The organism is Cognatiyoonia koreensis (genome assembly GCF_900109295.1).
GTDB classification, from domain to species: domain Bacteria; phylum Pseudomonadota; class Alphaproteobacteria; order Rhodobacterales; family Rhodobacteraceae; genus Cognatiyoonia; species Cognatiyoonia koreensis.
In genome coordinates this window covers 1,208,532-1,223,492 of record NZ_FOIZ01000001.1, presented here as the reverse complement: position 1 = coordinate 1,223,492, position 14,961 = coordinate 1,208,532, and the positions used below count along the sequence as shown (strand labels likewise).

General features: G+C 57.9%; 15 protein-coding genes and 1 tRNA gene. 11 read left to right on the top strand and 5 right to left on the bottom strand.

From position 1 onward, the window contains the following. Nucleotides 1-19: 19 nt before the first annotated feature. Both BMY44_RS06110 and cobA read right to left on the bottom strand, forming a co-directional pair. Nucleotides 20-1,270, bottom strand: a complete 1,251-nt coding sequence (locus BMY44_RS06110) for a cobyrinic acid a,c-diamide synthase CobB (RefSeq protein WP_089991554.1) — start codon at nucleotides 1,268-1,270, stop codon at nucleotides 20-22. A gap of 64 nt (nucleotides 1,271-1,334) precedes the next feature. Then, on the bottom strand, nucleotides 1,335-2,186 hold the full coding sequence (gene cobA, locus BMY44_RS06105; protein ID WP_089991551.1) for a uroporphyrinogen-III C-methyltransferase: 852 nt from the start codon (nucleotides 2,184-2,186) through the stop codon (nucleotides 1,335-1,337). A 98-nt stretch (nucleotides 2,187-2,284) separates the two neighbouring features. Here cobA and BMY44_RS06100 point away from each other — a divergent pair, with 98 nt between their 5' ends. From BMY44_RS06100 to pgi, 9 genes are all read left to right on the top strand, one after another. Then, complete coding sequence (locus tag BMY44_RS06100; protein ID WP_089991548.1) at nucleotides 2,285-3,328, top strand: cobalt-precorrin-5B (C(1))-methyltransferase; 1,044 nt, start codon at nucleotides 2,285-2,287, stop codon at nucleotides 3,326-3,328. Next, nucleotides 3,325-4,053 (top strand): cobalt-precorrin-6A reductase, encoded by a 729-nt coding sequence (locus BMY44_RS06095; protein ID WP_089991546.1) that lies wholly within the window; start codon nucleotides 3,325-3,327, stop codon nucleotides 4,051-4,053. Before BMY44_RS06100 ends, BMY44_RS06095 begins: the two co-directional genes overlap by 4 nt. After that, on the top strand, nucleotides 4,050-4,679 hold the full coding sequence (locus BMY44_RS06090) for a DNA-3-methyladenine glycosylase family protein (protein WP_089991543.1): 630 nt from the start codon (nucleotides 4,050-4,052) through the stop codon (nucleotides 4,677-4,679). The genes BMY44_RS06095 and BMY44_RS06090 overlap by 4 nt, the downstream gene beginning before the upstream one ends. Before the next feature lie 68 nt (nucleotides 4,680-4,747). Further along, entirely contained in the window at nucleotides 4,748-5,416 is a 669-nt protein-coding gene (locus BMY44_RS06085) for an alpha/beta hydrolase (protein ID WP_089994629.1), read from the top strand. A gap of 54 nt (nucleotides 5,417-5,470) precedes the next feature. Beyond that, entirely contained in the window at nucleotides 5,471-6,244 is a 774-nt protein-coding gene (locus BMY44_RS06080; RefSeq protein ID WP_089991540.1) for a GGDEF domain-containing protein, read from the top strand. A 135-nt stretch (nucleotides 6,245-6,379) separates the two neighbouring features. Next, nucleotides 6,380-6,964 (top strand): HNH endonuclease, encoded by a 585-nt coding sequence (locus tag BMY44_RS06075; protein WP_089991537.1) that lies wholly within the window; start codon nucleotides 6,380-6,382, stop codon nucleotides 6,962-6,964. A 72-nt stretch (nucleotides 6,965-7,036) separates the two neighbouring features. Further along, nucleotides 7,037-8,494: a glucose-6-phosphate dehydrogenase gene (zwf, locus tag BMY44_RS06070; RefSeq protein ID WP_089991535.1), complete on the top strand. Its 1,458-nt coding sequence runs from the start codon at nucleotides 7,037-7,039 to the stop codon at nucleotides 8,492-8,494. Between the two features lies 1 nt (nucleotide 8,495). Continuing rightward, entirely contained in the window at nucleotides 8,496-9,167 is a 672-nt protein-coding gene (pgl, locus tag BMY44_RS06065) for a 6-phosphogluconolactonase (RefSeq protein WP_089991532.1), read from the top strand. Next, nucleotides 9,168-10,769, top strand: a complete 1,602-nt coding sequence (pgi, locus tag BMY44_RS06060; RefSeq protein WP_089991529.1) for a glucose-6-phosphate isomerase — start codon at nucleotides 9,168-9,170, stop codon at nucleotides 10,767-10,769. It abuts the gene before it with no gap. A gap of 3 nt (nucleotides 10,770-10,772) precedes the next feature. On the opposite strand, the gene BMY44_RS06055 is transcribed toward pgi, so the two are convergent. Together BMY44_RS06055 and BMY44_RS06050 are read right to left on the bottom strand one after the other, a co-directional pair. Then, a complete protein-coding gene (locus BMY44_RS06055) occupies nucleotides 10,773-11,240 on the bottom strand; it encodes an acyl-CoA thioesterase (RefSeq protein WP_089991527.1) in 468 nt (155 codons plus the stop codon). Continuing rightward, the gene (locus BMY44_RS06050; RefSeq protein WP_089991524.1) at nucleotides 11,237-11,587 is read right to left on the bottom strand and encodes a RidA family protein; all 351 of its coding nucleotides are present in this window, start codon (nucleotides 11,585-11,587) and stop codon (nucleotides 11,237-11,239) included. Before BMY44_RS06050 ends, BMY44_RS06055 begins: the two co-directional genes overlap by 4 nt. Before the next feature lie 238 nt (nucleotides 11,588-11,825). Between BMY44_RS06050 and BMY44_RS06045 the strand changes: the two genes are divergently transcribed. Further along, the gene (locus tag BMY44_RS06045; protein ID WP_089991521.1) at nucleotides 11,826-14,159 is read left to right on the top strand and encodes a S8 family peptidase; all 2,334 of its coding nucleotides are present in this window, start codon (nucleotides 11,826-11,828) and stop codon (nucleotides 14,157-14,159) included. 67 nt (nucleotides 14,160-14,226) lie between these two features. Here BMY44_RS06045 and BMY44_RS06040 read toward each other — a convergent pair. Continuing rightward, nucleotides 14,227-14,300 (bottom strand) — tRNA-Gly (locus BMY44_RS06040). Between the two features lie 133 nt (nucleotides 14,301-14,433). Here BMY44_RS06040 and BMY44_RS06035 point away from each other — a divergent pair. Further along, entirely contained in the window at nucleotides 14,434-14,946 is a 513-nt protein-coding gene (locus BMY44_RS06035; RefSeq protein WP_131801581.1) for a hypothetical protein, read from the top strand. Nucleotides 14,947-14,961 lie beyond the last annotated feature (15 nt).

Sequence of the window (14,961 nt, the reverse complement as noted above, 5' to 3'; positions counted from 1 at the left end):
GCCCGCCGCTGGCAATAGGCTAGCGCACGCGGTCGATAATATGGGCGAATGAGCCGCAGACTTTTCCGGCAATCAGGCCCATCGGGTCGCGTGCGGCACCTGCGGCATCCTGTGCCGTAAAGAGCGGTGTCCCGTTGGCCCTGAGCGTTGTTGCGTAGTGAAATTCGTGGCCGCGCCAGTTGCCCGCAAAAGGTCCGGTGGTTGCTTGAAGCTGGCGATACCCAAGATGACGGCGTGGTTTGGCAAACGAGGTTTCAAGATCAAGGAGCCCCGCCATCGCGTGGCTTTCCCCATTGGCGTCTGTCAGGGTTTTGCCGAGCACCATATACCCCCCGCATTCGCCGTAAATCTGCGTGGTCGCGGCGGCGTCTTTTATGCTTTGCAGGAAAGTGTGGTTCGTGGCGAGTGTTCCGGCATGGAGTTCGGGATAGCCGCCGGGAAGGTAAATCAGATCTGCCTGTGGGGCAGGATCATTGTTGAGTGGTGAGAACAACTGCAGCGTCGCGCCTGCATTTTGCCAATCGTGCAACAGATGCGGATAGCAGAAGGCGAAAGCCGCGTCTTGTGCGATGGCGATGATTTGTGCCGGTGGGTCTGGCGGCGTCTGCGGTGTCCCACTCGGTGCAATCAGCGCGGGCAGGGCAGCAAGATTGCAATGCGTCGTGATCAGATCGGCCGCTCTGTCGAGAAATGAGCCCAGATCAGTGTGCTCTTGCGCCTGCACAAGGCCCAAGTGGCGGGACGGATGGTGCAGCGCGGGATCGCGTGGCACGATCCCGATGATATTTGTGTCAGGTAAAGCTGCGCGCAGCATGTCAGCGTGTCGCGCGGACCCAGCGTTGTTCAGGATCACGCCTGCCACACGAGTCGCCGGATCGACAGTTGAAAACCCGTGGATGACGGCTTTGATCGATTGCGACATCCGCGCGACGTCGATCACAAGTACCACCGGAATATCGAGGATGCCTGCCAGCGTCGCAGCTGACCCTTCGCCATTTGCGGCACCGTCGAACAGACCCATGGCCGCTTCGACGATCAGCGGTGTGTCGCCTTGGGCCAAACTTCGGATCCGCGCGGGCGACATCGCCCAGGCGTCGAGGTTCAAGCAGGGCTGGCCTGTTGCTGCCGCGTGGAAATGAGGGTCGATATAGTCCGGCCCAGATTTCGCACCGCGAACAGCGATACCCGTTCGTGTCAAAGCGCGCAGGATGCCGAGCGTCACCGTCGTTTTGCCGCTGCCGGATGCGGGAGCTGCGATCAGAAAGCTCATCGCGGGTGGCCGGTGTTGGATGCCTCCGGCGGAAGTTTGATTGGACAAAGAAAGATGATGGCACTCACGCGGATTCGGCGGGCCGCCCTCTGTTGAGCGGGTCGAGGTTGCGGGGGGCCTGTCCGGCGGCCTGACTTTGCCAATCGAGCACTTGCCGCATCAGCACCGACCCACCGACGCAGATGATCGCGGGCGGTTCCATACCGGATTGCGCGATATCATCGACCACCTGACCGAGTGTTGTTTCGAGCACTTTCTGATCTGCTGTCGTTGCCGTTGTCACGACGGCAATCGGTTCGCTGAGCGGGCGGCCTGCGGCGATCAGTTTGGCGGCGATCTGGGCGATGTGTTTCATTCCCATGTAAATCACGATGACTTGCGAGCCTTTCGAAATGCTCGCCCAGTCGAGTGATCCGGGTGTGTTTCCGGACTGGTCATGGCCGGTCACGAATGTGACGGACTGATTCACGTCCCGGTGTGTAACCGGGATGCCGGCATAGGCCAGCCCGCCGATGCCCGCCGAGATACCCGGAATGATCCGGATCGGGATCTCGTGCTGGACCAGCGTTTGTGCTTCTTCCCCGCCGCGCCCGAAGACGAAAGGATCGCCCCCTTTGAGCCGCAACACCCGTTTACCTGCGCGCGCCAGATCCACCAATCGCAGTGATATGTCGCGTTGTTTGGCGGATGGTTTGCCACCCCGCTTGCCTGCGTAGATATGTTCTGCCTGCGGGGCCCATGAAAGGATGTCTTCCTGCACGAGCGCGTCGTAAATCACCACATCCGCCTGTTGCAGCGCATTGAGCGCGTGCAGCGTCAAAAGCCCAGGATCGCCGGGGCCGGCACCGCAAAGCCAGACCCAGCCGGGTTCCAGCCGGGGCCATATGCTGTGAGGAAGTGTCAATCCGCGTGTCATGCTTTCCTTATGGCGTTCTTCGCAGTCTATGGAAAGACGGCAAACGACCTGCGGTTTCGCATTGGCGGCATCCGATTGCGTGCCTATAGTCCGCCGCGATGACACGCAGACCTTCCGGCGAATTACGCCGTGGCTGGACCACGGGCGCATGTGCGACCGCCGCGACCAAGGCGGCGCTCATGGGCCTGTGGACGGGCACCATCCCGGATCGTGTCAGCATCACCCTGCCGCGTGGCGAATGCCCGCAATTTGAAGTCATACACAGCGCGCTTGGTGCAGATTGGGCCGAGGCGGGAATCGTCAAGGATGCTGGTGATGACCCTGATGTCACGCATGGTGCAACGATCATTGTTCGAGTCTGTCCATCCGATGGCGGTGTCGTCTTTCGCGCTGGCGAGGGCGTGGGCCGCGTTACCAAAGCCGGACTGCCCATTGCTGTCGGCGAACCAGCGATCAATCCCGTGCCCCGCGCGATGATGGACGAAGAAGTCGCGGCACTTGCCGCTGCGTTGGGCCGTGCACCTGATGTCGCCATTACGGTTTCTATTCCGGGGGGTGCGCAGATTGCGACCAAAACGTGGAATCCCCGCCTTGGTATCGAGGGTGGTCTGTCGATCCTTGGCACCACCGGCATCGTCCGCCCGTTTTCCTGTGCCGCTTGGATTGCATCGATTCATCGCGGGATCGATGTTGCCCGTGCGAATGGCTTGACGCATGTCGCAGGCTGCACCGGCGCCACGTCGGAGAAGGTTGTTCAGCAGCTTTATGGCCTAAGCGATCATGCCATGCTGGATATGGGCGATTTTGCGGGCGGCATGCTGAAATATCTTGCCAAACATCCGGTGCCGCGTGTCACCATCGGCGGCGGGATCGGCAAGATGACGAAACTTGCCCAAGGGGCTGTCGATCTGCATTCCGGCCGGTCCCAGGTTGATTTCGACCTGCTGGCTGACTGGCTGGAAATGCCCGCACTGCGCGATGCCAACACGGCCTTGGAGGCTGTCGGGATTGCCGGCGACCGCATGGCATCTGTCGTGGCGGAACGGTCCCGCGTTCACGTGGCGGCGATGGTCCCGCAAAGTGTTGTCGATATTGTCGTGATTGATCGTGAAGGTCGCATCTTGGCGAGGGCCGGCGGGTGACTTTGCTGCTTTTGGCCGGGTCGGGTGAGGCCAAACGTATTGCATGGGCGTTGACCGACTCTGGTTTGAACGTGATTGCGTCGCTGGCAGGGGCAACACGCTCACCGGACCCTTTGCCGGTGCCAACCCGTATTGGCGGGTTTGGCGGAGAGGCGGGCTTTCGTGCCTATCTTGCCGAAGAACGGATCACGGCTGTCCTGGATGCAACGCATCCGTATGCCGATCGTATCACAGAGCGCACTGCACGTGTCTGCAAGGACCTTGGTTTGCCCTATCTTTACTGCTGTCGTCCGGGTTGGGTGCCCGAGCCGGGGGATGACTGGACTGAAATTGCGCGTGAAGAAGATGCTGCTGCACATATTCCGGTCGGGGCGACGGTGTTTCTTGGCACAGGTCGCCAGACTTTGGAGCGGTTTGCGAATCTTGAAGGCCGCCGCGTGATATGTCGCCAGATCGATCCGCCAACTGCGCCGTTTCCATTCGAAGGCGGGGAATACCTGATTGGCCGTCCGCCGTTTCCTGTAGCCCGCGAAAAGGCGCTGTTTCGCGCGTTGGGCGTCGAGTGGCTCGTGGTGAAGAATGCGGGCGGTGTGCCAAGCCGGACAAAGCTGACTGCTGCGGGAGATCTGGGCATCCCGGTGCTGATGATCCGCCGTCCTGCATTGCCGGACGCGGATGTGGTGCAAACCGTGGATGCGGCCGTTGCGTGGGCGCGGGGCCGATGAAGGACCGTGTCATCAAGGGTGATGCTTGCGTCGCGGAAGGGGCGGCATGGCTTGCGCGGAAGGATCGCCGATTTGCTGCTGTTTTGCCAGCGCTTGCGCCGTTGCCATTACGACTAAGACCCGACGGTTTTGCGCAATTGCTAAGCGCGATTGTCAGTCAGCAGGTCAGCGTTGCATCTGCAAACGCAATCTGGGGCCGCTTGGAAGCCGCTGGTATGGTGACACCGGACGCTGTCGCCGCAACGTCGGAAGATGAGCTGCGCGCACTTGGATTGAGCCGCCAGAAGGCACGGTATGCCGCTGCATTGGCGCAGGCTGGGATATCATTTGACAAGCTACCGGAGCGCCCCACCAAAGAGGTGATCCAGACATTGACAGCCGTCACGGGTATCGGTGTCTGGACTGCCGAAATCTATGCGATGTTCAGTCTGGGGCGCGCCGATGTCTTTGCGCCGGGCGACCTGGCCTTACAAGAAGCCGCTCGCGTGCTTTTCGAACTGGAGCGGCGTCCGACGGAAAAGGAACTGCGGCATATGGCGCTTGACTGGTCGCCTTGGCGGTCAGTCGCGGCGCGTCTTCTCTGGGCTTATTACGCGGCGCTGAAATCGCGCGAGGGTGTGCGCTGAGGGACGCGATGATTGCAACCATCGCGGTCAGCAGATAGGGCTGCTTGGACGTTGGAAAGGATATCGAGATGACACGTGCTTTGGTCGCAGGCCGCAAGGAACCTTTGTCCGGTGAGCTGCGCTCTGCCGTCATTTTTCTGCACGGTTATGGTGCGAACGGGGCCGACCTGCTGGGGCTGGCGGATCCGCTGGCAGAACATATGCCGGACACGTTGTTTTTGGCCCCCGACGCGCCGGAGACCTGTGCAGGTGCGCCGATGGGATATCAGTGGTTTCCGATCCCGTGGATCGACGGGTCATCGGAAGAGGAATCACTGGCCGGGCTGCAGCATGCCGCGGACGATCTGAACGCATTTCTTGATGGTGTGATGATTGATGAGGATCTGTTGCCCGAACAGGTGATGATCGTGGGCTTCAGTCAGGGCACGATGATGGCGCTGCACGTATTGCCACGTCGCGAAGACCCGGTTGCGGGCATCGTCGCCTTTTCGGGCCGCTTGCTGGAACCAGAATCGCTGCCTGAGGAGGCCGTGAGCAGACCGCCGGTCCTGCTGATCCATGGGGATATGGACGACGTGGTGCCGCCACAGTCGTTACCCCAAGCAGCAGAGGCCTTGCAGCAGGCGGGTTGGAAAGAAGTTTATGCCCATATAATGAAGGGGACGGGCCACGGCATTGCGCCCGACGGCTTGCAAGTCGCGCTTGCCTTCATGCGCGACCGGCTGGGGCTGGGTTAACCAAATTTCAACATCGGTGCGCCATGTTTTCGTTCATCTTTTGAGGGAAAACATGTGGAACGCTTTGTCGGTCTTGTCGCGCCCATGGGGCGAATGGACTTTGCACTAAAGATGATCGTGATCATGTTGATATGCGGTGCCTTGAACTATCTGCGGGATATTCTGGCGCATCCGGTGACCCATGACGATTATTGGAACAATCTATTCGAGGCAACGTTCGTCGCCCTGCCAATGGCAACTTTGGGCCTGATGCTGCTTTCCCATATGAAACAGCTGCAAACGCAGCTTTATCGTGAAGCCACTACGGATTCGCTGACGCAGTTGCCAAACCGGCGCTGGTTTCTTGACCGAGTAGGTGCACTGCCCGTTGGCCAGCACGTATTTGTCATGCTTGATATCGATCACTTCAAACGCATCAATGATACCCACGGGCATGATCGTGGCGATACATGTCTGCAATTGTTCGCACGTCACATGTCAGCACATCTGAATGTGGGCGATTTTTGTGCGCGTTTCGGTGGAGAAGAGTTTGCTGTCTTGCTGAAGGACACAGAACTTGCAGAGGCTGAAATCATCGCAAAAGCACTGACGCAAGGGATTTTTCTGCAAATCGACCAAAGCACTTGCGAACGGGTGACGGCCTCTGCTGGTCTCGTAATCATTCAAACCGATTGCCGATTTGACGAGGCGCTGAAGCGCGCGGATCACGCGCTTTACCTGGCCAAAGCCAACGGGCGGGCGCGGTTCGAGCATCTGCGTGCGGGTGCCTACGAGGAAGCATGCCGTCAGGCACCTCGGTTGGAGCGACGAAAGGCCGTGTCGGCCTAGCCTTTAGAGTGCGACATCTCGCACAAAAATTGAAGATTGCCCTTTGGCAACCACCAGATATAGTCCTCTCAAGCGGTCGGAGCGGGGCTCTCGCTCTGATGCCTCATACGGCGACAGAGTGAGGACTTTTTGACGATGGACGGTGACTTTCGATCAGATTTTGTACGTGAACCGGGTGCGCTCAAACACTATCCCGCGCTTGTGTTGAATGCAGACTACCGGCCTTTGTCTTATTACCCGCTTTCACTTTGGCCCTGGCAGGATGCCGTAAAAGCGGCGTGGCTGGATCGCGTCGATATCGTCAGCGAGTATGACGAAGTGGTTCACAGCCCATCGACGACAATCAGAATTCCATCAGTTGTCGTTTTGAAAGACTACGTAAAACCACAAAAACGCGTGGCTTTTACTCGCTTCAACCTTTTTCTGCGTGATGAATTCTGCTGCCAGTATTGTGGCGCGAAGGGCGATTTGACGTTCGATCATGTCGTGCCCCGGGCAAGAGGCGGCATAACATCCTGGGAAAACGTTGTTGCGGCCTGTAGCCCTTGCAACCTTAAGAAGGGCAGCAAGCTTTTGCCCCAAACCAGCATGGGCCTGCGCCGCAAGCCGCGCCAGCCGCATGCGGAAGAGCTGCGCAACATGGGGCGCAAGTTCCCGCCCAACCATCTGCACGAAAGCTGGATGGATTTCCTGTACTGGGATGCCGAATTGCAGGCATAGTCGCCTTGGCGCTAGACTAATTCGGCGCGTCTGTTAGATAGGCGTCGTTAGCGCTAACGAAGGGGCTTTGCTATGGTCGCACGCGTCATACCTGTTGAAACGTTTGATCTTGTCATATTTGGCGGAACCGGGGATCTGGCGCGTCGCAAGATCCTGCCCGGTCTGTTTCGACGCTTTCTGGCGGGTCAGATGCCGCATGACAGCCGCATCGTCGGGGCTGCGCGGTCCGATCTGGATGCGGCCGGATACCGCGAGATGATCAAGGACGCGATCGCCGAATTCGGCGGCTCGGAAAAGAAGGAAACCGGCCAGATTGACGCCTTCCTTGCATGCCTTCAATACGTGCCGATTGATGCCAAGGGCGATGGCGGCTGGGACGACATGGCCAAACTGGTGCGCAAGGATGTGGTGCAGGCGTTCTATTTTTCTGTTGCGCCATCTCTGTTCGGCGATCTGGCCGAGCGTTTGCATAAATACAAGATTGCCAACAAGAAAAGCCGGATCGTCGTGGAAAAGCCGTTTGGTCGGGATCTGGAATCTGCCGAGGCGTTGAACGCAACCCTTGCCGATCATTTCCGCGAAGATCAGATATATCGCATTGATCACTACCTTGGCAAAGAGACCGTGCAGAACCTGATGGCTGTCCGGTTTGGCAATATCCTGTTCGAGCCGCTGTGGAACAACCACTATATCGACCACATCCAGATTACCGTCGCAGAAACCGTCAGCGTGGCAGGGCGTGGCGCGTATTATGACAGATCTGGTGCGATGCGGGACATGGTTCAAAACCACCTCATGCAGCTTTTGTGTCTGATCGCGATGGAACCGCCGAGCCAGTTCGGCGCGGATTCCGTGCGTGACGAAAAGCTGAAGGTCATTCGCGCTTTGCAGGGTGTCGATCCACACCATATTGTCCGTGGCCAGTATGATGCGGGCAAGGGCACCACGTCGTATCGTCAGGACGCTGAAAACGAACGCAGTTTCACCGAAAGCTTTATCGCCATGAAGTGCCATATCGCCAACTGGCGTTGGGCCGGCGTGCCGTTCTATTTGCGGACCGGCAAGATGATGAAGGCCCGCAGTTCCGAGATCACGGTTGTGTTCAAGGAAATCGGCCATTCGATTTTTTCGGAGAACGACAACGCGCATCGCAACATCCTGTCGATCCGGTTGCAACCTAACGAAGGTATGGACTTGCAGGTCACGATCAAGGAACCGGGGCCGGGTGGTATGCGCCTTGTAGATGTGCCGCTTGATATGACCTTTGCCGAGGCACTGGGAGATAGCGATGTCGAGGTGACCGATGCTTATGAACGTCTGATCATGGACGTGATCCGCGGCGATCAGACCCTGTTTATGCGTGGTGACGAAGTCGAGGCTGCATGGGCCTGGACAGACCCGATCATTGAAGGTTGGGAAGCACGTAACGATGTTCCGAAACTTTACGATCCAGGGTCGTCTGGTCCGGAAGATGCGCTAATGCTGCTTCACCGTGATGGAAGAAAGTGGCGCGAAATCAAAGGGGAATGAGATGAAGTTCATAGATTATCCCGATAGCGACATGATGATGATGGACCTTGCCAATGTCTTGGCGGGTGAGCTTGAGAATACGCTTCTGACTCATGATTTTGCGTCTTTCGCTGTACCGGGCGGTACAACTCCGGGACCGATTTTTGACGTCCTTTGTGCGGCAGACCTCGATTGGTCCCGCGTGCATGTCATGCTGACAGACGAAAGGTGGGTGCCTGAGACTTCAGATCGCTCTAACACGCGTCTGTTGCGAGAGCGGTTGCTGACAAACCGTGCGGCAAAGGCTGTCTATGTTCCGCTATATGCTGACGCGGAAACGCCGGAAGAAAAGCTATCCGAATTGTCCGACGCGCTGGCACCGGAGTTGCCGATCTCTGTTATGTTGCTGGGCATGGGCGCGGATATGCACACGGCGAGCATTTTTCCCGGAGCCGACCAGTTGGATCACGCGTTGAACGGCGACGATTTGTTGGTCGCCATGCGTGCGCCCGGCGCGCCCGAACCCCGCATTACCCTGTCAGCAAACGTGTTGCGGGGGGCGATGAGCCGTCATCTTGTCATCGTTGGCAATGAGAAACGCGCGGCGCTGGAGCGCGCGCAAGGCATGTTGCCCGAAGAGGCACCGATTGCAGCGATTTTACCAGGAACAACAGTCCATTGGGCGGAGTCTTGAATGCTATTTGATGCGCTGGAAAAACACCATGATACGGTTCGCGATCGCCGGTTCGAAACCCTTCTGGATGGCACCCGTGCAGAGGCGTTTTCTGCCACCGCCGGCGATCTGCGGCTTGATTACGCAAAGACGAATATCGACCCGACAGGGCGCGAACAGCTGATTGAGTTGCTGAACGCCACCGGCTTTGTCGCAAAGCGCGAAGCCATGTTTACGGGTGAGCCGATCAACGAGACTGAAAACCGCGCTGTCTTGCACACCGCGCTGCGTAATCTCGATGGCGACCCGGTCGTTGTGGATGGCGCTGATGTCATGCCAGAGGTGCTTGGCACATTGAATGAAATGCGCCATTTTGCGAAGGCTGTTCGGGAAGGCACGTATCAGGGGCAGGGTGGCAAGATCACCGATGTCGTCAACATCGGCATTGGCGGATCCGATCTGGGCCCGGCGATGAGTGTCAAGGCTTTGGCCCCGTATCACGATGGTCCGCGCTGTCATTTTGTCAGCAATGTCGATCCAGCCGATATCGCTGCGGTGCTACGCAGCTGCGATCCAGCTACGACGCTTGTGATCGTTGCATCGAAAACCTTTACCACAATCGAGACCATGACGAACGCGCGCACGGCGAAGGCATGGATGGCAGAGGTTGTTGCCGATCCGGGGGCGCAATTCGCAGCACTTTCCACCGCAGAAGACAAAACTGCCGCATTCGGGATCGCACCGCAGCGCGTGTTTGGTTTTTCGGATTGGGTTGGCGGACGTTATTCAATGTGGGGGCCAATTGGCCTGTCGATGATGATTGCGATTGGACCTGATGCGTTCGACGCTTTCCTGCGCGGCGGGCAAGCGATGGATCAGCATTTTCGCGCCGCAGAACCTGTTGAGAATCTGCCCGTCATGCTGGCGCTTGTTGGGTTGTGGCACAATCAGGTATGCGGTTACGCAACTCGTGCTGTTTTGCCTTATGATAATAATCTCAGTCGCTTACCGGCCTATCTTCAACAGTTGGAGATGGAGAGCAACGGTAAGGGTGTCAGTATGGACGGGGCCGATTTACCGTTTCATTCGGGTCCTGTCGTTTGGGGCGAACCGGGCACGAATGGGCAGCACGCGTTCTATCAACTGATCCACCAAGGCACCCGCGTGATCCCGTGCGAGTTTCTTGTTGCCGCGCGTGGCCATGAAGAAGCGTTGCATCATCAGCACCAATTGCTTGTCGCGAATTGCCTTGCGCAATCCGAAGCGCTGATGCGCGGACGCGATCTGGATGAGGCGCGCAGCAAGGTCGCCGACAAATTCGATGGCGCAGAGCTTGAGCGGCAAGCCCGACATCGCGTCTTTACCGGTAATCGTCCATCGGTGACGTTGGCTTATCCGCAGCTGACGCCCTTTGTTTTCGGTCAGATCATCGCGCTATATGAACACCGGGTGTTCGTGGAAGGCGTTGTACTGGGGATCAATTCATACGACCAGTGGGGCGTTGAATTGGGCAAGGAACTTGCCACCGCGCTGCAGCCTGTTGTCGAGGGTACACAAAGCGCTGATGGCAAGGACGGGTCGACCGCGGCACTTGTCGGTTTCCTGCAAAAGCACGGCGTCTGACGCTTAGGCCTGCACAGCGCCGTCGCGGTCGCGCAGACTGTTTTTCAGGTCATCCGTCAGCGGTCGTTTGCTGTTGTCATTGTTCAGCGAAACGATGACCGCATCGCCCGTCGTCGTCAGTTGCCCGTTCACCCAAACGCCGTAATTCATCGTGAAGCTGCTGGCCCGCATTTCGACCGTGCGGCCAGTGAGTATGTAGGGGTCATTCATCTTGACTTCGCGGTGGAATGACAGCCCTAGGCTGCGCAACACCAGTTTTGGCGGTTTGGTTGCGTAATCAAATAGCCCGTAGTCCTGAAAATAATTGATCCGCAGGTTTTCGAACCAACGCAGATAGGCGGCGTTGTTGACGTGGCCGAGCACATCAATTTCGCCGAACCGCACGCGATCCGAAAATCCATAGGACCATGGGGCAGGGATGTCGGCCGCCCGGAGGGCATCTGCATCAAGTGGCACGAGGAATGGCGTCATATCGCGGCGGTCACGATGATTTCGACCTTGTATCCTGTCGTGGCCAGCTTTGCCTCACCCGTCCAGCGGGCCGGGGCGTTTCCGGGGGCGACCCAAGCATCCCAGACGGCATTCATGTCCGCGAAGTCCGTGGCCATGTTCGCGCACCAGATCTGCGCTGTCAGCAGGCGGGTCTTGTCAGTACTGGCTTTTGCCAGAAGTGCGTCGATTTTTTCAAGAATAGCCTGCGTCTGGGCCGTCACGCTTCCGCCTTCGGCACCGACCTGACCGGCCAGATAGGCAATGCCATTGTGGATGACGCATTGGCTCATCCGGGTGCCAGAGTCGAGCCTTTTGATATCGGACATGAAGAGATTCCATCTGATGGGTGTGAGGTTTGGCGGACCGTATCGCTGCGACCGGCGCGTGACAAGCAGTGCCGCTGGCGGCTGTATCCTTTGTCAAGCCAGCGAACCATGACTTGCTGATTCGGGATTTGGGGCATAGTTTGGTGCTACTATTTTTGAACCTGCGTGCGCAGATTTTCTTTGTATTTTTAAATTTTTCCCAGGTCTGCGGACGCCTCTTTTTTTATTGGAGGCTTCAATGCCAGAGACACATAATGTCCATCCCCCACGCGTCATTCTACGCATGGACGACGAAATCGTCACAAAGACTCAGAAGAACCCTGCGAAGGTTCTTGCGGAGGCTCATCCAGCACGTTGGCGTGCCTTTACGAACAATTACGGTGAAGTCAGGCTGACCCGGTCCCTGCAGAAGATAAAGCCCGGCAAAATTCGAGAAATGCAGAAGATCGCGACCGCCCGTGATCCGATGTACAAACCCGCCAACTTCGAGGCGTTTTTTGATGTGACTGTCGAAAAGGTTGAGAATCTTGAAAAGATGGCCGAAGCCTTGCGCGGCTGGCCCGGTGTCCGGTCTGTCGACATTGAAATCATTGGCCCGGACCCGCTAGTCAATCAGGGTGATGATCCCCGCTTTCCAAACCAAGGCTATCTGGCTGCCGCGCCCAACGGCATCAATGCCCCGTTTGCATGGGCCTTGCCCGGCGGCGACGGTGCTGGCCAGAACTGGATCGATATCGAACGCGGCTGGACCCTGGATCACGAAGATCTTGTTGGCAATGCGCCGACCCTGATCCACGGCAACGTGCGAGACGGTAGCCGGGATCATGGCACAAAGGTTCTGGGCGTCGTCAGCGCGGTCGACAACACCATTGGCTGCGTCGGTATCGCCCCGAAAATCAACAGCGTGCAGGTGGCATCCTATTTCGGGTCGACCATTCCGGATGCGGTTCTGACGGCGGCGGATGCCTTGTCCTTTGGTGACACCATGCTGCTGGAAATCCAGACGACGGCCCAGTTCACCCCCGGTGGTCTGCCGACGTATGGCCCGACCGAAGTCATCGACCTTAATTTCGAAGCGATCCGTTTGGCGTCCGCAATGGGTATCATTGTCGTCGCTGCGGGTGGCAATGGCACTGACAATGGCGGGCTTCCGGCGCTCAATCTTGACACATACACGAAAGGTGGCCTGCAAATCCTGAATCCGGCCAGTCCCGATTTTCGTGACTCAGGCGCGATCATCGTTGCTGCTGCAACATCAGCGGCACCGCATACACGGATGTCATGGTCGACCTTCGGGGCGCGCATTGACTGCTATGGCTGGGGGCAGAACGTCAACACCACTGCATCGAACAGTTCAGGGGCGACAGACCTCTATTCGACATCCTTTGGTGGTACGTCTTCTGCATCTCCCATCGTGACGGGGGCCGCGTTGTGCGTTCAAGGTGTGTACGAAGCACAGAACGGGTTCCGCCTTTCGCCCGGCCAGATGCGCCGTATCCTGAGTGATCCGACAATCAACACGCCACCGGCAGCAACGGAAACCACAGCCATGGGTGTGCTGCCCGATCTTGCCTCGATCCTGGGTGGGCAATTGCAGCTGACCCCTGACGTCTACCTGCGCGATTTCGTTGGCGATCTGGGGGAACCTCACACGGGGTCAATCTCGGCCTCACCGGACATAATTGTCCGCAACGCCGCAGTCGCCAATCCACAGGCTGCTTTTGGTGAAGGCAGTGGTACGGAAATGCTGAACAACCTTGGCCATACTGTCACATCGGGACAGGACAATTTCATTTATGTCCGCGCCCAGAACCAGGGGAGCGCCGCGGCAACAGGGGCCAGCACTGCGATTTTCTGGTCTCCGGTATCGACGATGTTGACGCCTGATCTGTGGAACCCGGTCGGCACGATCCCGATGCCTGATATTCCGACGGGCGAGGTGCTGACCTGTGCCGATGCGCTGACTTGGCCTGCAGCACAGATACCGGGTGAAGGTCATTATTGCTTCATCGGTCTGCTAGACCATCCGCTTGATCCCGCACCCGTTCTGGCGGATTTCGAGGAATGGGACAATTTCCGGACCTTTATTCGCAACAACAACAATGCGACTTGGCGAAATTTCAACGTCGTGGATGTTGATCCATCATCGCCCAGCGTCGATCCGATGCCGTTCCTTGTGAACGGTTGGCTTGACCGGCCATTGCCGATGCGCGTTGAGATGCAGGTGAAAATGCCCCGCAAGGCGGAGCTTTTGCTGGAATTGCCCCTGCGGTTCCTGCGCGATATGAAGGCCGATCTGAACATTGTCGACGTCGATCAGCGCAAAGGTCTTGTCCTTGCCAAGTTGCCCAACAGTGGGCGTTTGCTGCTTGGGATCGGCGACATTCCTGCCAAAGAGCGCTATCAGATGAAGCTGAGTGTGAAGCTGCCCAAAGGTGCCAAGGGCCGCATAGGCCAGGTCATGGTGCGCCAGCTGTTCAAGGGCGAAGAGGAGGTCGGCCGCGTCACATGGTCATTCCAGGACGCCGCGATCCGAAAGGAGCTGGACGACAAGGTCGCCAAGCGTGGCTAGTCATCACTTGCACTAATAGGTCCCGTTTTGCCACGGGGCCTGTCATGCGTTTGAATGGATTGTCTGATGGAGCGGGTAACGGGAATCGAACCCGTAACTGAAGCTTGGGAAGCTTTCGTGATACCTTTTCACCATACCCGCATCGCCTTCTCGGGGATACGCGCCGTCACGAAAAGCGTCAATGACCTTTGTCGTGCCTGGGGCGGGCATGCGATGCGAAAGTTCGCTGGTATGACGGAATGACGTGTCACGAAGCCACCTGCCGGACGTTCCGATGAATTCACCCTATGCGAACATGGAAGAGCGCCAGTCATGGCGCAAAGGCGTCAGCGAACAGCATCCGATGAGCGTGCGCGATTTCCATCGCAAGAAATATCCGATCTCGCCGGACATGAAGTTCGCCACTGCGGGCAGTTGCTTTGCCCCCCATGCGCTGATGGGGAAGCTGCGTCGCAGTCAGAAAATCAGCGCGCTGGTGACATCCCATCCGGTGCTGCGCAAGCACTTGCGACATACATCGGGCGGCAGGAAGCACATTGATTTCGACGCCTATGATGTGTTCGTAACCGTTGGCCTGACGATCAAAGTGCAGACGGCTTACGACCTTTTTCCGAACCTATCGGCCGCTTTCTTTTGGAATGCCGGAAGGAGTTACGCCCATTTCGGAAGACGCATTTCGTGCTGCTGTTGTGGACCGGTTCTTGCATACGCCCGGTGCGCGCATTTTGCGGGCGTTGTCAGAGCAGAAGCGCCCGGTGCTTTACGTTCCGTCCCCCGTACCCAATGAGTATTATCTTGCGCA